This window comes from Vicinamibacterales bacterium (assembly GCA_035699745.1).
Classification (GTDB): Bacteria; Acidobacteriota; Vicinamibacteria; order Vicinamibacterales; family 2-12-FULL-66-21; genus JAICSD01.
The window spans coordinates 1-16,894 of record DASSPH010000001.1; the positions used below are offsets into that span (position 1 = coordinate 1).

Below are 16,894 nucleotides of genomic sequence, written 5' to 3' on the forward strand. Positions count from 1 at the left end.
AATCCCTCACTCGGCAACCGTCGATCGCCACTCGCCAACCGGCAGTCGGCAATGACACATTCACCATTTCTCTTCGAACAGCGCCTTCACGTAGTCCTCGGGCGAGAACGGCACCAGATCGTCGATCCCCTCGCCGACGCCGACGTAGCGGATCGGCAGCTTCAGATCGTGCGCGATCGCCACCGCGATGCCCCCCTTCGCCGTCCCATCCAGCTTGGTCAGCACGATGCCGTTGACGCCGGCGGCGCCCATGAACTCGCGGGCCTGGTTGAGGCCGTTCTGTCCCACGGTCGCATCGAGCACGAGCAGTACTTCGTGCGGCGCCCCCTCGACTTCGCGGGCGGCGACCCGGCGGATCTTCTCCAGCTCCTGCATCAGATTCACCCGCGTGTGCAGGCGCCCCGCGGTGTCGACGAGAATCACGTCGCGCCCGCGCGCCTTGCCGGCGGCAATGGCGTCGAAGACGACGGCCGCCGGATCGGAGCCCGACTGCGCGCGGATGAAATCGACGCCGGCGCGCGTCGCCCACACCTGCAGCTGCTCGACCGCCGCGGCGCGGAAGGTGTCGGCCGCGCAGATCAACGGCGTCTTCCCAGAATCCTTGATGAGCCGCGCCAGCTTGCCGACGGTGGTGGTCTTGCCGGTGCCGTTGACGCCGACGATCAGCACGACGTGAGGCGTGCGCCCGTTCGGCGACGCCGTGTCGGCGGCGCGCAGGATCGAGAGGATCTCGTCCTTCACCAGCGTGCGCAGGGAGTCGCCGCGCGAGCGCCGCGCCCGGACGGCGCTCACGATCCGATCGCTCGCCGCGACGCCGACGTCGGCGGAGATGAGCGCCTCCTCGAGGGCGTCGAGGGTCTCGACGTCGACGGGGCGCGACCGCTCCGCGGGCGTGTCCGCGCGGCCGACGATCTCGTCGAAGCGCTCGACGAACTGTTCCTTGGTTCGCGTCAGCGACGCTTTGATCTTGTCGAAAAAGCCCATGGTTCAAGACGGAAGACGGAACAAATGAGAAAGGCGAAGGACTCAGGCACGATCGGTCTCCGAGCGCTGTGGCCTGAGCATCAGCATCTCGACGGCCTGCCGGGCCGGCGTCCGGCCTTCGAGCACGGCGGCCATCTGCGCCGCCAGGGGCAGTTCGACGCCGTGGCGCGCGCCGAGCGCCAGCGCCGCAGCGGTGGTTCGCACCCCTTCCGCGACCATCCGCATCTCGCCGAGGATGTCGTGCAGCGCGCGGCCCCGCCCCAGCTCGATGCCGACGTGGCGGTTGCGGCTGAGATCGCCCGTGCAGGTGAGCACGAGGTCGCCCAGGCCGCTCAGCCCGGCAAGCGTCTCGCGCCGGCTGCCCTCGGCGCACGCCAGCCGGGACATCTCCACCAGCCCCCGCGTGATCAACGCCGCCATCGCATTGTGGCCGATGCCCAGCCCTTCGACCACGCCGGCGGCGATGGCGATCACGTTCTTCAGCGCCCCGCCAAACTCCACCCCGGTCACGTCGTCACTGCCGTACAGCCGGAGCGCGGGCCCCTTCAGCGTGTGCTGCACGCGCGCCGCGGCCTCCGGATCGTGAGAGGCGACCACTACGGCGGTGGGAAGAGCGCGCCCGACTTCGAGCGCGAAGCTGGGACCGGACAGCACCGCGATCGGCCGCCCCGCTCCGGTCTCCTCGGCCGCGACCTGCGACATCCGCGCGAGCGAGTCGATCTCCAGCCCCTTGGTCGCGCTGACGAGGACGGCGCCGTCGCGGAGCAGCGGCGCCGCCGCGCGAAGGACCTTGCGCATGCCGTGCGACGGCACTGCCGCGATCACGACGGTGGCGTTCGCCAGCGCCGTCTCGAGCGACGCGGTCGGCGCGATCGACGGGGCGAGCGTGATGCCGGGCAGGTACGCCGCGTTCGCGCGCGTGCGCGTCATCTCGGCCATCAGCGAGGCATCGCGGCCCCACAGATCGACGGCATGGCCGATCCGCGCGCAGTGTACCGCCAGCGCCGTTCCCCAGCTGCCCGCCCCGAGCACGGCGATCCGCCCGCTCAACGCCGGTCCCCGAAGCGCCGTTCCGTGCCGCGGGCGATCCGGCGCACGTTCGCGCGATGCCGGAAAAGGATCAACGCCGCGATCCCCGTGGCCGCGAGCAGCACGGACGTCGGCGCGCCCGCGATCCACGCCGCCGTCGGCAGCGTCACGGTCGCCGCCACCGATCCCAGCGAGACGACGCGCGTGAACACGACCGCGGCGGCGAAGACCAGCGTCGCCACGACGGTGGCGACAGGCGCGAGAACCGCGAACGCGCCCGCCGCGACCGCGACACCCTTGCCGCCATGGAAGCGAAGCCACACCGGATAGATGTGCCCGACAACCGCCGCCGCGCCGGCCGCGGCCATCGACGGCACGCTTCCGACCGCCGCATAGGCGGCGAGCACGGTCGCCGCCCCCTTGACGATGTCCAGCGTCATCACGGTGACGCCCAGGTGCAGCCCGGACGTCCGCACGACGTTCGCGGCGCCGACGTTGCCGCTCCCCGCCACGCGCACGTCCACGCCGGCGCGCCGCGCCAGGAGGAATGCGAACGGCACCGATCCGATCGCATACCCGAGCAGGATCCAGGGGAGCATCCTTCTAGTCTACCGCTCGGCGCTGTCGGCTTCCGGCTACCGGCTTCCGGCTTCCGGCTTCCAGCTTTCCGGCTTCCTGGGGCGCTACACTGCGGCGTGATGCGGCTGTTTGTCGCGATCGAACTCTCTGACGATGTCCGGCGTGCAATGGCGGCTGTCGCCTCCGGGCTGCGACAGAAGCTCGGGGGCTCCGTGCGTGCTCGCTGGACTCCTGTCGAGAACATGCACCTGACCGTGCGGTTCATCGGCCACGTCGACGACGAACGCGTTCCCGCGGTCGTCGCAGCGTTGAAGCCGTCCCTGGGGACAGGGCCCGTTGAGATTGCGTTCGGTCGATGCGGCGTGTTTCCATCGCACGGACCGCCGCGTGTCTTGTGGATCGGTGTTGCCGCGGGGGCTTCCTCCCTGAAGGCAATACACGATGAGCTGAATGACCGCCTGCGGCCGCTGGGGTTCGAGCCGGAAACGCGGCCGTACAGCGCCCATTTGACGCTCGCCCGAGTGCAGGACGTCCCGCGCGCCGCGGCCGCCGCGCTCCGGGATGCGATGCGAACCACTGCTGCGACGGACGCGCGCTGCCGCATCGATCACGCAACGGTCTTCGAAAGCCGGCCTTCCCCCCGCGGCTCGACCTACTTCCCGCTGGTGAACATACCGTTGTCGTAGCCGGAAGCCGGAAGCCGGCAGCCCCTCACCTCAGCATCCGTCTCACTCGATCCATCGCCGCCTGGGTTGCCTGGAACTTCACCATCGGCCGTGGGCCGACGAACGAATACGTGTGCACGTACGCCGGCTGCTCCTGCACCAGCACGCCGATGACGACCGTGCCCACCGGCTTGGCGGGCGTGCCGCCTCCCGGACCGGCGATGCCGGTGATGCCGATGGCCACGTCCGCGCCGGTGCGCTCGCGGATGCCCTCCGCCATTTTGACCGCGACCGGCTCGCTGACCGCGCCGTGTTCCGCCAGCACCGCCGCCGGGACGCCCAGCATCGCGGTCTTGTCTTCGTTCGCATACACGACGACGCCGGCGCGGACGTAGCGGGAACTGCCGGGAACGTCGGTCAGCCGCGACATCAGCAGGCCGCCCGTGCAGGATTCGGCCGCGGCGATCGTCAGGCCGCGCGACGCGAGCAGCTCGCCGACCACCTGCTCCATCGGCTTCCCCTCGAGGCTGTAGACGTGGTCGCCGATGACCTCGAGCAACTGGCCGCGCGCCTGCGCCAGCGCCGCGCGCGCCCGCGTCTCGTCCTCGTCGTGCACGGTGAGATGCAGCTCGATCTGCCCCATCACGGCGAGGATCGTGGTGCTGATCGGCGGCACCGCGTCGCGCCACCGCGAGTAGATCGGCTGGATCGCCTGCTCGACGTGCGACTCCCCCTTGCCGGTGATGAACAGCGACGTGCGGTAGGTGCGGAGCCGGCCGGCGCGATCGCGCAGCGGACCGCTGCAGACGAGATCGAACATCGGCTGCAGCTCGCGCGGCGGCCCCGGCAGCAGAATGACGATCCGTCCCTCGTACTCGCCGGTCGCGGCGATGAAGAGCCCCGGCGCCGTGCCGTTGGGATTGTCGAGGACGATGGCGCCGCGAGGCACCTGCCCCTGGCGCCGGTTCACCTCCGGCATCACCAGGCCGCGGCGTTCGAAGCGGGATCGAATCTTCGCCACGATCGCTTCGTCGATCGTCATCGGCAGGCCGAGGACGCCGGCCACGACCTCCCGCGTCAGATCGTCGTCGGTCGGTCCGAGCCCGCCGGTCAGCACGATCACGTCCGATCGCGCCAGCGCCTGCCGGAACACCGCGGCAAGATCGCCGGCGTCGTCGCCGACCACCGACTTGATGCGCAGGTCGATGCCCAGGCCCGAGAGCCGATCGGAGAGGAACAGCGAGTTGGTGTCGGCGCGCGTCGATCCCAGCAGCTCGGATCCGACGGCAATGACTTCGGCTCTCATGAGAACCAGCCCGGCGCGATCCACATCAGCCCGCGCAGCGCCACGTTGGCGTACACGCCCGCCATCGCATCGTCGGCCATGATGCCGAAGCCGCCGTGGAACTTCTCGAGGCGATCGGCGGGAAACGGCTTGATGACATCGAACACGCGAAAGAGGAAAAACCCCGCCAGCATCGCCGCCCAACCCGTGGGGACGAACGCGAGCGTGATCAGCATGCCGACGACTTCGTCGACGACGACCGGCCCCGGATCGATGCCGCCGAAGAAGCGTTCGGCGTGAGTCGCGGCCCAGGCGCCGGCGGCGAAGATCGCGGCGATCGCGGCGACCTCCACGATCGGCGATCCGGTCCACCTGACCAGAAGAAAGACGAGCAGGCCGGCGGCGGAGCCGGCGGTTCCCGGGGCAATCGGGAAGTAGCCGCAGTAGCCGGCGGTGGCGATGAAGACGGCGAAGCGGGTCACGCTTTTACGACGCGTGTATCCGCGAGGCGATCGTGCAGCGCCCGCCGGTCGCCGCCGAGGAGCGCGGGCAGGAAGCCGAGGCCGAGCGGCAGCGCCGACACCACGGATGCGGCGGCGCGCAGCACGGCCTGCTCGAACGTGACGCGATCGCCGGCGCGCGGCCCGGGATCGGCGGAGACGACGCGCGTGCCCGCCGCCATTTTCCCGATGGTTTGACCGCTTGCGGCGACGAAGGCGGCGAGATAACCCCCGTTCAGGAGCGCGAGGAACGCCAGGAACGGCGCGAGCGGCAAGGTCAGCGCCTGCGCGAACGTGAGATCGCAGATCCGCAGCGTGAAATACAGGACGATCACGTCGATCGTCCCGAGCAGCAGCAGATCCAGCGCGCCACCGGCGAGACGCGCGCCGATGGACGCAATCCCGGACGCCGCGGCCGCTTCGGCCCGCGCCTCCCGGTGCGGGTGGACGAGCGGTGCGTCGCGTTCATCGGATGGCCTGGCGAGCGCCGCAGGCGGCGGGCCGAGATCCGCCGTGTCGAGCGCCAGCCGCGGCTCGACGGGCGCCGCTTCGCGGCGCGGCCGCGGCCGCGGGACGGCTGGGGCGGCGCGGCGCACGGCGAGAGGCGCACGCGGCGCCGCGCCGGCGGCCACGAGCGGCGTATCCGGATCGCGCCCTTCGCCGGTGAACAGCGGCAGATTGGGCGCCTCGTTCAGGGAGAGATCGGCCAGCGGACCGACCGGTTCGGAACCGTTCTGGATCGGGAGATCGATGCCGCCGGCAGCTTCGCCGCCGCCGGCGAGCGAGAACTCGTAGCCGCAATTGCGGCAGCGATCGCCGCTATCGAAGCTGATGTACTGACACTTGGGACATTTCATTACTCGCGATTCACCGTGTCTCTGCCGATGCCGCACGCGCCGCCGCGAGAAGCTGCCGCTGGATCTCGGCGCGCAGCTCGTCGGCCTGCGGCCGAAGCGGGTCGCCGGGACGCACGGCCTCGAGCGCGCTCAGCGCGTCGCGCAGCCGGCCGACGCCGGACCAGGCGCGGGCGCGGGCGAGCGAGACCTCCGAGGCCGTGGGGACCGGGAGCGGCGACTCCGGCATCACGGCGACGGAGGTGCTCGCCGGCCACGGGCTCCACGGGAACACGCCGGAGCTCCAGGCGATCATGACCAGCACGCCGGAGGCGAGCCCGATCGCGAGCACCAGCAGCAGCGTGGCGGCACGGATGCCGCGCCGCTCGCCGGCGGGACTGTGATCGGTGACCGGATGCCGCGACGTCCGCGGCACCTCGGCGGTGGGCGTCACCTGCACCGGCGACAGGCGCTGCAGGCGATCGAGCATGGCGAGCGCTTCGTCCGGCTGCGCGCCGCGCTCGACCGCGGATGTCAGCAGGCGGCGCGCCCCTTCGGCGTCGCCGCGCTGGAAGGCCGCGGCGCCGGTCTGCAGCAGCTCTTCCCCTTCGCGCTGCCGCTCCGCGACCGCGCCCCGCGCCCGCTCGATGTAGGCGCGCGCGCGGGCGTGGCTGCGATCGAGAAAGAGCACGCGCGTCCACACGCTGATTGCGAGCTCGTACTGTCCGCTGAAATAATGGTCGAGTCCGGCGAGGAGGAGCTCCTCGATTCGCGATGCTGAACTTTCCTGGTCGCGAAGCGGATCCGCCATGTCAGGATTGGCGGGATTATACATGCATCGCATGCCAATCATCGAGTGCATTCCCAACGTCAGCGAAGGCAGACGCCCTGAAATCGTCGACGGGATCGCCGCCGCGATCCGCGCCGTCCCGGGCGTCCGGCTGCTCGACTACTCCTCGGATCCGTCGCACAACCGTTCGGTGTTCACGCTGGCGGGCGACGCCGGACCGGTGAAGGCGGCGGTGCTGGCGATTTACGGGCAGGCGCTGGAATCGATCGATCTCCGCCAGCATTCCGGCGAGCACCCGCGTCTCGGCGCCGTCGACGTCGTGCCGTTCGTCCCAATCGAAGGGGTGACGATGGAGGCGTGCGTCGCGCTGGCGAAGGACACCGGACGGGAGGTCGCCGAGCGATTCGGCGTGCCGGTGTATCTCTACGAAGAGGCGTCGGCCAATCCGGCGCGGAGGAACCTCGAGGACATCCGCCGCGGCGAATTCGAAGGGCTGGCGGCGAAGATGGGGTCCGAAGGCTGGGCGCCGGACTTCGGGCCCGCGGCGCCCCACCCGGCGGCGGGGGCTTCGGTGATCGGCGCCCGCATGCCGCTCATCGCCTACAACATCAACCTGAACACCGATCGGCTCGACGTGGCGAAGAAGATCGCCGCCGCGATCCGCCACAGCAGCGGCGGGTTCCGCTTCGTGAAGGCCGCCGGCTTCGAACTCAAGGACCGCGGCATCGTCCAGGTATCGATGAACCTGACCGATTACGAGAGGACGCCGATCTTCCGCGTGTTCGAGACCGTGAAGCGCGAAGCGGAGCGCTACGGCGTCTCGATCCTGGAAAGCGAGATCGTGGGCCTGGTTCCGGCGGCGGCCCTGAATGCGGCCGCCGAGTACTACCTGCAGATCGCCGGCTTCAAGGCCGATCAGGTTCTCGAGAACAAGCTGCGGACGGTGCCGTAACTCGAAGTATCGAAGATCTCGAAGACCGCGAAGGTCATTTCGGACGTCGCAGCTCGAAGGACTCGAAGAGCGAAGGAGACCTGTCTACGGTGCGAGACGGCGTGAACCTCCGAAACCCTCGCCCCTCGCCCCTCGATCCTCGACCCTCGATCCTCGATCCTCGACCTTCGACCTTCGACCTTCGACCTTCGACCCTTCGAACGCCGAACGAGGCTCCTTCGAGCTCCTTCGAGCTCCTTCGCCTCCTTCGCCTTCCTTCGACTCCTTCGATTGAAATGACAGTACTACGCGGGTTCCTCCTGGGTGCGCGCCAGCACGATCCCGAACGCCTTCATCTTGCGGTACAGATTGCTGCGCTCGACGCCGAGCACCTCGGCGGTGCGCGAGATGTTGCCGTTCTGGGCCGCGAGCGCGCGGAGGATGTAGTCGCGCTCGAAGCGCTCGCGCGCTTCGTGCAGGGTCGCGGCCGGCGCTCCCTCCGGCACCGCGGCGGCGACGCTGACGCCCTCGAGAAACGCCAGATCGGAGAGATGGATGGTCTCGCCCGGCACCATGATCATCAATCGCTCGATGACGTTGCGCAGCTCGCGGACGTTGCCCGGCCAGTGGTAGCTGCGCAGTCCGGTGGCGGCACCGGCATCCAGCCGCTTCGGCCGCCGCCCGTACTCGCGGGCAAACTCCGCCATGAAGTGCTCCGCCAGCAGCGGAATGTCCGAGTCGCGGTCGCGCAGCGGCGGGACGAAGATCGGAATGACGTTGAGGCGGAAGTAGAGATCCTCGCGGAACCGGCCGGCGCGGATCTCCGACGGCAGGTCCTTGTTGGTCGCCGCAATCACCCGCACGTCGACTTTCACGCTGGCGGTGCCGCCCACCGGCTCGACGATCTGCTCCTGCAGCGCGCGCAGCACCTTGGCCTGCGTCTTCAGGCTCATGTCGCCGATCTCGTCGAGGAACAGCGTCCCGCCGTCCGCGAGCTCGAACTTGCCGCGGCGATCCGACAGCGCGCCGGTGAAGGCCCCTTTCATGTGCCCGAACAGCTCGCTCTCGATCAGCTCCTCGGGGATCGCCGCGCAGTTCAGCTCGATGAACGGTCCGCGGGCGCGGCGGCTGCGCGTGTGAATCGTCCGCGCGACCAGCTCCTTGCCGGTGCCGTTCTCGCCGTAGATCAGCACGCGCCCGTTGGTCGGCGCCGCCATCGCCACGTACTCGAGCAGCTGCGCCAGGATCGGGCTCTCGCCGACGATCGTATGGCGGCGATCCACCGTGGCGCGCAGCTCGCGGTTCTCGAGCTCGAGCCGCCGCTGCTTCACCGCGTTGGAGACCACCAGGACGGTCTTGTCCAGCGACAGCGGCTTCTCGACGAAGTCGAACGCCCCCATCTTGATCGCGCGCACCGCCGATTCGATGTTGCCGTGCCCCGAGATCATGATCACCGGCGCCTCGACATGCCGGTCCTGGAGCTTCTGCAGCGTCGCCAGTCCGTCCATGCCGGGCAGCCAGATGTCGAGCACGATCACGTCGTAGCTGGTGCGGACGACGCGATCGAGGCAGGCTTCGCCGGACTCCACCGCCTCGACCGCGTAGCCTTCGTCGCGCAGCACGCCGCCGAGGGCGCTGCGCACGCCCGCCTCGTCGTCCACGATCAGAATGCGTTCTTTCACCTGAAGCCTAACGTCCGATGCCTAGCACGGCAGCTCGATGACGAAGCGCGAGCCCCTGGGGGCATTGTCTCCCACCTCGATCGACCCGCCGTGCTCGGCGACGATCCGCCGCACGATGGCCAGCCCGAGGCCGCTGCCGCGCCCCTTGGTCGAGTAGTACGGCATGAACAGCTTCTCACGCTCGGCGGGAGGCACGCCCGGGCCGTTGTCGGCGATCACGATCCGCGCGACCGCGTTGGCCGCGTCGTGCTGGGTTTCGATGGTGATCACGCCCGGCGCGCTGGCCATCGCCTCGATGGCGTTGTCGAGCAGGTTGATGACGACGCGGCGGATCTGCTCGACGTCGAGCCGCACCGGCGGAAGTCCCGGCGCGAACCGGCGGTCGATCCGGATGTGCTGGAAGAGTCCGTCGTAGAGGGCGAGCGTCTCGGAGAGGACGGTGTTCAGGTTCGCCGGCACGGCGCGCGGCGCCGGCATCCGGGCGAACTGCGCGAACTCGTCGACCAGCGCCTTCAGCGACTCCACTTCCCCGACGATCGTCGTCGTGCACTCGTCGACCAGCGCGCGCGTCGCTTCCGGCGCGCCGCCGAAATGGCGCCGCATGCGCTCGGCGGACAACTGGATCGGGGTGAGCGGGTTCTTGATCTCGTGCGCCAGCCGCCGCGCCACGTCGCGCCACGCCGCCACGCGCTGCGTCCGCACCAGCGGCGTCACGTCGTCGAACACGAGCACTGTTCCCTCGTGCGCGCCGGCTTCGCCGTGGAGCGCGGTCGCGGCGGCGGCGAGGTGAATCTCGCGCCCCCCGCGCGAGAGCGCGATCTCCTGGGCGGCGGGCCGGCCCGGCGCCGCGGTGACGGAGCGGACGAGCGAGGCGAGCGGCTGCAGATCCTCGCGCGCGAGCAGCTGCTCGGCCGGCGATCCGACGATGCCGGGATCGACGTCGAGCAGACGGCCGGCGGCGTTGTTGATCGTGCTGACCCGGCCGTCGGGCCCGATCGAGACGACGCCGGTGGCGATGCGCTGCAGCACGGTCTCGATGTAGCGCCGCCGTTCGTCGAGCTCGGAGTTCTTGCGCTCCATCTCGACGCGCGACCGCTCCAGCCGCCGCTGGCTGGTCGCCAGCTCTCCCGCCATCGAGTTGAAGGCCTCGACCAGCGACCCGAACTCGTCGCGCGTCTCCGGCTCGATGCGGTGATCGAGGTGCCCGGCGCCGATCTCGCGGGCGCCGGCGGCGAGCATGCCGACCGGCCGGGTAATCCGCTTGGCCAGGTACAGCCCGAGCCACGTCGCGCTCACCAGGATCATCAGCGTCATCATCAGGAAGAGCGAGAGGTACACGCCCTCGAGCGGCGCCTTGAGGACGCGCAGCTGGCTGTAGTCCTCGTACGCCTCGGCGATGATGCGCGCGTGGCCCTGCAGCTCTCCGGACAGATGGTCGCTGGCGATGAGGACGCCGACCGGACGCCCGCCGCCGTCGCGAATCAGGATGCCGGCGCGGACGAACTCGCCGCTCTCGATCGGCTCCTGGGCCTGGGTATCGCCGCTGCCGGCCGCGATCTTCGCGGCGAGCCGGTCCGACGACGCGCGCAGGTGGCCGGCCGGCAGCGATGGCGACTGCAGCGCGACGACCGGCACGACCTCGGTCTTGCCTTCCGCGGCCGGCTGGAGCCGGTAGATCTCGACCATGCCGACGCGCCCGTCCATCACCGCGCCGCTGAGCGACGCCTTCAGCGCGTCGAGGTCTGCGCCGGCGAGCGCCTGCGGCGGAATGGCCGACGCGAGCTGCGTCGCCTGCCGCGCCACCGCCGCCTGACGATCGCGGTAGAACGTCCCGGCGATCGCGTTGGCCGAGGTGAGCACGTCCGTCACCGGCTGACTGAACCACCGCGCCGTGGTCTGGCGGATCAGCTCGCTGCCCGCCAGCAGGACGAGCACGGAGGGAACGATGGTGAGGCCGAGCAGCGCCGCGACCAGCTTCAGCCGGAAGCGCGAGAACGGCAGGCCGCGGCGGCGTTCGACGACCAGCTTGATGACGTTGCGCGCGAGCACGAAGCCGAGCGCCAGGAGCATGGTGACGTCGGCCACCGAGAGCGCGTAGAGGACGACTTCGCTGACGAAGTCCGGATTCAGCCGCGTCGTGCGATCGGAGAGCCGGATGATGACCGCGAGGCTGCCGAGCAAGAGCAGGATGCCGACGATGATCAGCCGCGGATTGTCGCGAAACGGCCGGCGCTCCGCCTCCCGCGGCGGCCGGCGCGGCGGCAAGGTAGGGCGAACGGCGGCGTCGCGTGTGGTAGACACAGTTCAGCTCACAGCTTTCAGCTCCCAGCTCTCAGCTTCCAGCTCCCAACTTCCAGCTTCCAGCTTTCAGCTTGCCGCTTTCGGCTCTCGGGTTCCAGCTCAGCTCTCGCGACCGGCGCTCCGCACCACGCACTTGGCACGGTCGCACTGTCGCACTCCGCACTTCGCACTTCGCACTGCGCACTGCGCACTGCGCACTGCGCACCGCGCACCGCGCACCGCGCACTGCCCTAGTTCTTGTGCTTCTGCAGCTCGTCGATCTCGCGCTTGAACTCGCCGACGTCGCGGAACTGGCGGTAGACCGACGCGAAGCGCACGTAGGCGACCTGATCGATCCGGCGCAGCTCGTCCATGATCCGCTGCCCGATTTCCGTCGTCCGGATCTCGCGGTCGGGACGATCCTGCAGCTCCGACTCGATGCGATCGGCGATGCCTTCGAGCTGCTGCACGCTGACCGGGCGCTTCTCGCACGCGCGCACCAGCCCGCCGATCAGTTTTTCACGCCGGAACGGCTCGGGACTGCCGTCCTTCTTGATGACCCGGTACTCGATTTCCTCGATGTGCTCGCGGCTGGTGTACCGCTTGCCGCAATTCAGGCATTCCCGGCGCCGGCGGATGCTGTTGCCTTCCTTGCTCTCGCGCGAATCGACCACCTTGTCGCCGAGATTCCCGCAGAACGGACACTTCATTGTTTCACTCCGCTCATCTCCCGCATCCGCCCGAGACTCAACCCTTCGCGGGCCATCAGCGCGAGGCCGAGCAGCGTCACCGGCACGAACGAGACGGCGTGCAGCACGATCGCCGCGGCGACCGCGGTCGGCTCGGCCACGCCGAAAAAGGTCACGACCGCGATGCGATAGGCGGCGTGAAACCCGCCCACCTGCCCCGGCGTCGGCATCGCGACCCCCACCACGAGCAGCGTCATCACGAGGAACGAACCCATGTAGCCGAACGTCATATGAAACGCACGCGACGTCACCCAGATCCCCGCCGCGATCGACAGCCAGAGCGGAAACGAGAGCAGCAGCGAGACGAACAGGCGGCCCGGCTGACGCATCACCGCCAGCCCCTGCGCGAACGTTTCGACGAATTTCGCCACGGCGCGGGCCAGCCGGGCGGGCAGCACGCGCTCGATCCGCAGCGCCATCCGGCCCAGGCGCTCGGGATGGCCGGCCAGGGCGAAGAACACGGCGAGACCGGCGACCGACGCGGCGGCCGCGAGCAGTCCGCCGGCTTTCACCTGACGATACAGCGCGGGATCGCCGGAAAGCGACGCCGGATCGACCGCCAGGACGAAGACGCCGAACAGCAGCAGAACGGTGAGGAGGTCCAGCAGGCGCTCGAGGATGATCGTCGCAAACGCGGCGGTGGGAGGCAACTGCTCGCGGCGGGCCAGGAGGTAGGGGCGCAGCAGCTCTCCGGCCCGCGGCACCAGAAAGCTGAAGGCAAAGCCGATAACTGTGGTGGTGAACGCGGTCGAGAAATGGGTCCGGCCGATCGGCGCCAGCAGGTACTGCCAGCGGAACGCGCGGAGCGCGTAAGTGACGAGCACCACAAGGATTGCGGTCACGAGCAGCAGCCCGTTGGCGTGCCGGGCCTCGGCCCAGACGGCCGACGGATCCACCCCGCGGAGGAAGAACGCCAGCAGCCCGGCCGTCAGCACCAGCACCAGGGCCGCGCGTAGTCGAGAGGACATGAAGGCTATAATTACTACTACGGAACTGCCGCCAAGCCTATGGGTAAACGCGAGTTAGTCCTTGTCGCGCTATTCGTGGCGGCGGGTGTCGTGGTGTATCAGTTCAGAGCCGCCCCGCCGCCGCCGGGCTCGGAGGGCGTCAGCCTCGGCGGAATTTTCCAGAAGCTGAAGCGCGAGGTGCGGGGCGCGCAGGAGTCGGCGACCGCCACCAGCGCACAGACCCGGCGGGTCGACGTCTCGGTCAAGCTCGTCAGGCTGAATCTTCCACGGAACAACGCGCTGGTGATCACCGGGGCCGATCGAGACGACGTCGCCGTCGAGATGCAGGTGACCGCGCGCGGCTACAACCCGGCGGAAGCGAAGGCGGCGGCAGACGCGGCGAAAGTGTCGGTCGAGGCCGCCGGCGACGCCATCGCCATCACCACGACGTGGCCGATGCGGCAGAACAACCAGAGCGGCTTCATCAGCGATGGGACGATCACGGTCTCCCTGCCGAAGCGGATGCAGATCCGGATCGAGCCGCACGCGGGAAAGCTGAACATCAGCGACGTCGCCGGCGTGGAGGTGATGGGGCAGCGCGGCGAGACGCGCATCGCCAGGATCGCGGGACACGTCGCGCTCAACCACACCGGCGGACGTCTCGAGATTGAATCCGTCCCGTCGCTCAAGCTCACCGCGCGCAACAGCAATGCGAAGCTCCGCGCCGTCGCCGGCATGGTGACGATGGAGACGACCGGCGCGGAAATGGAGATGCAGGAGATCGGCGGGCCGATCGAAATCGAGGCGCGGAACACCGAGATCGTGCTCGACGCGGCGAAGCTGCTGAAGGCGCCGCTCCGCTACAACGGCACCGGCGGGCGGCTCCGCGTCTCCGGGCTGCGCACCGAATCGCGCATCGACGGCCGCAACGTGGAATTCGAAGTGGAGCTTGCCGCGGCCGCACCGGTGACGATCTACAGCACCGGCGAAGACATCCGCGTCACCGCGCCGCCGGGCGGCTACACGCTCGACGCCGTCGCCACCGAAGGGGACATCACCTCGGAAGACTCGTCGATCACCGCGACCCCCGGGGACTCGCCCGACGCGCGCGTCACGGCGAACATCCGCGGCGGGGGCCCGCCGCTGACGCTGCGCTCCACGCGCGCGCGCATCGACATCCGCAAATCCGCTGCGGGCAAGTGACCGAGCGGGGCGCAGCCCCGTTTTGCGTGCGCCGTCCGGCCTGGCGTTTCGCGGAAGCTGCATTCGGAGTTACAATTCGCAGCCTCGGTCAACGACTGCCAACTCCGAACCGCAAACTGCCAACGCACACTGCACACATCGTGATCACCTCCGCTCCTCTCCTCGAAACCGAGTTTCCAACGCTTCACCTTCACGGCCGCGGCAAGGTGCGCGACATCTATCGTGTCGGCGACCAGCTGCTGCTCGTCGCGACCGATCGCATCTCCGCGTTCGACTACGTGCTCGGCTCCGGCATTCCGGACAAGGGCAAGGTGCTGACGCAGCTCTCCGCCTTCTGGTTCGAGCGGATGGGCGATCTCGTTCCGCACCACGTCGTCGCGACCGACGTCGCGGAGTTCCCCGCCGAGCTGCAGCCCTACGCTGCGGTGCTGCGCGGACGGTCGATGCTCTGCCGGCGGACGCGGCCGCTGCCGATCGAGTGCGTGGCGCGAGGCTACCTCTCGGGATCGGGGTGGAAGGAATATCAGCAGACCGGAATGGTGTGCGGCGTGAAGCTGCCGTCCGGGCTCAAGGAGTCCGATCGCCTGCCCGAGCCGATCTTCACGCCGGCGACCAAGGCAGAGACCGGCCACGACGTGAACATCAGCGAAGAGGAGGCGGCGGCGATCGTCGGGCGTCCGCTGATCGATCGGGTGAAGGCGCTGACGCTGGAGATCTTCCGCCGCGGCTGCGCGCACGCCGAGTCGAAGGGCATCATCATCGCCGACACGAAGTTCGAATTCGGGCTGGCGCCAGCCAGCCCATCCCGCCGAAGCGCCGATGGCGCGAAGGCGGACGGCTCGTCGGCCAACATCATCGGCGACGACGAGATCGTCCTCATCGACGAAGTCCTCACGCCGGATTCCTCCCGCTTCTGGCCGAAGGATCAGTACCGGCCCGGCGGCGCCGTCCCCAGCTACGACAAGCAGTTCGTGCGCGACTACCTGGAAGCGATCAAGTGGAACAAGCAGCCGCCGGTCCCGTCGCTGCCCGAGGACGTGGTGGCGCGCACCCGCGAGAAGTACATCGACGCGTTCCGGATTCTGTCCGGCCGCGAGCTGGCGTAGGGCGCCGTGCGGGATCAGATGGATCGGCTCGTGGCGGAAATGCTCGACAAGGGCGTGCAGTACGACGACGCGCGGCGCGAGTTCGAGAAGATGTTCATCGCCCGGGCGCTGCAGCGGTCCAAGGGGAACCTCGGGGATGCCGCCGACCTGCTCGGCCTGCACCGCAATACGATCTCGCGGAAGATCGCGGAATACCGCATCAAGCGGATGAGTTAGGGGCCCCCTCCCGCCATTAGCAGTCCCCTGCCTCGACTGCTTGACACCCGCAGCCGGCTTCCATAGAATTAGCAGTCGGCCGGGGCGAGTGCTAGACGACGGTACCCCTCCCGGGCCCAGCAATCCTACTCAGACGGAGAGACAACGCATGGCAGCAACCGCAACCAAGGTGAGCATTCGCCCGCTGCACGATCGCGTGATCGTGTCGCGCATCGAAGAGGGCGAGCAGAAGATCGGCGGGATCATCATCCCGGACACCGCCAAGGAGAAGCCGCAGCAGGGCAAGGTGATCGCGGTCGGCAAGGGCAAGGTCGAGAAGGACGGCAAGGTCACGCCGCTCGACGTCAAGGAAGGCGACACGGTGCTCTTCGGCAAGTACTCCGGCCAGGAGATCAAGATCGACGGCGAGGAGTACCTGATCATGCGCGAGGAAGAGATCCTCGGCGTCGTGACCAAGTAGCTCTCAGCTCACAGCCGTCGGCTCTCAGCCACTCTGACGAGCGCCGGCTGCGCGCAGCAGACAGATCAGTATTGGTTTTTGCTGATAGCTGACAGCTGACAGCTGACAGCTGACATGGAGACTCAGAAATGGCAAAGCAGATTGTCTACGGTGAGGAGTCGCGTCAGGCCATCCTGCGCGGCGTCAACAGCCTCGCCAACGCGGTGAAGGTCACGCTCGGCCCGAAGGGGCGGAACGTGGTCCTCGACAAGAAGTTCGGCTCCCCCACCATCACCAAGGACGGCGTCACGGTGGCCAAGGAGATCGAGCTGAAGGACGCGCTCGAGAACATGGGCGCGCAGATGGTGCGCGAAGTCGCGAGCAAGACCTCGGACATCGCCGGTGACGGCACCACCACCGCGACCGTGCTCGCGCAGGCGATCTTCCGCGAAGGGGCGAAGAACGTCGTCGCCGGCGCCAACCCGATGGAACTGAAGCGCGGCATCGAGAAGGCGGTCGAAGCGGTCGTCGCCGAGCTGAAGAAGGCGGCCAAGCCGGTCAGCGGCGCGGCCATCGCCCAGGTCGGCACCATCTCGGCGAACAGCGACGAGACCATCGGCAAGATCATCGCGGAAGCGATGGAGAAGGTCGGCAAGGACGGCGTCATCACCGTCGA

The 16,894-nt window shown here is 69.0% G+C and carries 18 protein-coding genes; 7 read left to right on the forward strand and 11 right to left on the reverse strand.

Annotated elements, in window-relative coordinates:
* Nucleotides 1–60: 60 nt before the first annotated feature.
* Genes ftsY through plsY form a run of 3 tightly spaced genes read right to left on the reverse strand, consistent with a single transcriptional unit; the run spans nucleotide 61 to nucleotide 2,612 of the window.
* Nucleotides 61–984: a signal recognition particle-docking protein FtsY gene (gene ftsY, locus VFK57_00005; protein HET7694066.1), complete on the reverse strand. Its 924-nt coding sequence runs from the start codon at nucleotides 982–984 to the stop codon at nucleotides 61–63.
* 42 nt (nucleotides 985–1,026) lie between these two features.
* Nucleotides 1,027–2,034, reverse strand: a complete 1,008-nt coding sequence (locus tag VFK57_00010) for an NAD(P)H-dependent glycerol-3-phosphate dehydrogenase (GenBank protein HET7694067.1) — start codon at nucleotides 2,032–2,034, stop codon at nucleotides 1,027–1,029.
* Nucleotides 2,031–2,612 (reverse strand): glycerol-3-phosphate 1-O-acyltransferase PlsY, encoded by a 582-nt coding sequence (gene plsY / locus VFK57_00015; protein ID HET7694068.1) that lies wholly within the window; start codon nucleotides 2,610–2,612, stop codon nucleotides 2,031–2,033. The genes VFK57_00010 and plsY overlap by 4 nt, the downstream gene beginning before the upstream one ends.
* Before the next feature lie 99 nt (nucleotides 2,613–2,711).
* Here plsY and thpR point away from each other — a divergent pair, with 99 nt between their 5' ends.
* Nucleotides 2,712–3,278, forward strand: coding sequence for an RNA 2',3'-cyclic phosphodiesterase (gene thpR / locus VFK57_00020; GenBank protein ID HET7694069.1), 567 nt, complete (start codon nucleotides 2,712–2,714; stop codon nucleotides 3,276–3,278).
* Between the two features lie 25 nt (nucleotides 3,279–3,303).
* On the opposite strand, the gene VFK57_00025 is transcribed toward thpR, so the two are convergent.
* The 4 genes from VFK57_00025 to VFK57_00040 are packed head-to-tail and all read right to left on the reverse strand — an operon-like array spanning nucleotide 3,304 to nucleotide 6,686.
* Complete coding sequence (locus tag VFK57_00025; GenBank protein ID HET7694070.1) at nucleotides 3,304–4,563, reverse strand: competence/damage-inducible protein A; 1,260 nt, start codon at nucleotides 4,561–4,563, stop codon at nucleotides 3,304–3,306.
* Nucleotides 4,560–5,024: a phosphatidylglycerophosphatase A gene (locus tag VFK57_00030; GenBank protein ID HET7694071.1), complete on the reverse strand. Its 465-nt coding sequence runs from the start codon at nucleotides 5,022–5,024 to the stop codon at nucleotides 4,560–4,562. Before VFK57_00030 ends, VFK57_00025 begins: the two co-directional genes overlap by 4 nt.
* Complete coding sequence (locus tag VFK57_00035) at nucleotides 5,021–5,899, reverse strand: RDD family protein (GenBank protein HET7694072.1); 879 nt, start codon at nucleotides 5,897–5,899, stop codon at nucleotides 5,021–5,023. The genes VFK57_00030 and VFK57_00035 overlap by 4 nt, the downstream gene beginning before the upstream one ends.
* A gap of 10 nt (nucleotides 5,900–5,909) precedes the next feature.
* Complete coding sequence (locus VFK57_00040; protein ID HET7694073.1) at nucleotides 5,910–6,686, reverse strand: hypothetical protein; 777 nt, start codon at nucleotides 6,684–6,686, stop codon at nucleotides 5,910–5,912.
* Between the two features lie 31 nt (nucleotides 6,687–6,717).
* Between VFK57_00040 and ftcD the strand changes: the two genes are divergently transcribed.
* Nucleotides 6,718–7,617, forward strand: a complete 900-nt coding sequence (ftcD, locus tag VFK57_00045) for a glutamate formimidoyltransferase (GenBank protein HET7694074.1) — start codon at nucleotides 6,718–6,720, stop codon at nucleotides 7,615–7,617.
* Nucleotides 7,618–7,901: 284 nt separating this feature from the next.
* Here ftcD and VFK57_00050 read toward each other — a convergent pair whose 3' ends face one another.
* The 4 genes from VFK57_00050 to VFK57_00065 all read right to left on the reverse strand — a co-directional run bounded on the left by VFK57_00050 (nucleotide 7,902) and on the right by VFK57_00065 (nucleotide 13,275).
* Nucleotides 7,902–9,278: a sigma-54 dependent transcriptional regulator gene (locus tag VFK57_00050; GenBank protein ID HET7694075.1), complete on the reverse strand. Its 1,377-nt coding sequence runs from the start codon at nucleotides 9,276–9,278 to the stop codon at nucleotides 7,902–7,904.
* Between the two features lie 21 nt (nucleotides 9,279–9,299).
* The gene (locus tag VFK57_00055; GenBank protein HET7694076.1) at nucleotides 9,300–11,579 is read right to left on the reverse strand and encodes an ATP-binding protein; all 2,280 of its coding nucleotides are present in this window, start codon (nucleotides 11,577–11,579) and stop codon (nucleotides 9,300–9,302) included.
* 230 nt (nucleotides 11,580–11,809) lie between these two features.
* Nucleotides 11,810–12,268 (reverse strand): transcriptional regulator NrdR, encoded by a 459-nt coding sequence (gene nrdR, locus VFK57_00060; GenBank protein ID HET7694077.1) that lies wholly within the window; start codon nucleotides 12,266–12,268, stop codon nucleotides 11,810–11,812.
* A complete protein-coding gene (locus VFK57_00065) occupies nucleotides 12,265–13,275 on the reverse strand; it encodes a lysylphosphatidylglycerol synthase transmembrane domain-containing protein (GenBank protein HET7694078.1) in 1,011 nt (336 codons plus the stop codon). Before VFK57_00065 ends, nrdR begins: the two co-directional genes overlap by 4 nt.
* 93 nt (nucleotides 13,276–13,368) lie before the next feature.
* Between VFK57_00065 and VFK57_00070 the strand changes: the two genes are divergently transcribed.
* The 5 genes from VFK57_00070 to VFK57_00090 all read left to right on the forward strand — a co-directional run.
* Entirely contained in the window at nucleotides 13,369–14,457 is a 1,089-nt protein-coding gene (locus VFK57_00070) for a DUF4097 family beta strand repeat-containing protein (GenBank protein ID HET7694079.1), read from the forward strand.
* A 140-nt stretch (nucleotides 14,458–14,597) separates the two neighbouring features.
* Nucleotides 14,598–15,563 carry a phosphoribosylaminoimidazolesuccinocarboxamide synthase gene (locus VFK57_00075; GenBank protein HET7694080.1) on the forward strand — a complete coding sequence of 322 codons (966 nt, stop codon included), beginning with the start codon at nucleotides 14,598–14,600 and terminating at the stop codon, nucleotides 15,561–15,563.
* Nucleotides 15,564–15,569: 6 nt separating this feature from the next.
* A complete protein-coding gene (locus VFK57_00080) occupies nucleotides 15,570–15,779 on the forward strand; it encodes a helix-turn-helix domain-containing protein (GenBank protein HET7694081.1) in 210 nt (69 codons plus the stop codon).
* Nucleotides 15,780–15,948: 169 nt separating this feature from the next.
* Entirely contained in the window at nucleotides 15,949–16,239 is a 291-nt protein-coding gene (groES, locus tag VFK57_00085; GenBank protein ID HET7694082.1) for a co-chaperone GroES, read from the forward strand.
* A 128-nt stretch (nucleotides 16,240–16,367) separates the two neighbouring features.
* A partial coding sequence (locus tag VFK57_00090; protein ID HET7694083.1) for a TCP-1/cpn60 chaperonin family protein occupies nucleotides 16,368–16,894 on the forward strand: 527 nt, incomplete at its 3' end.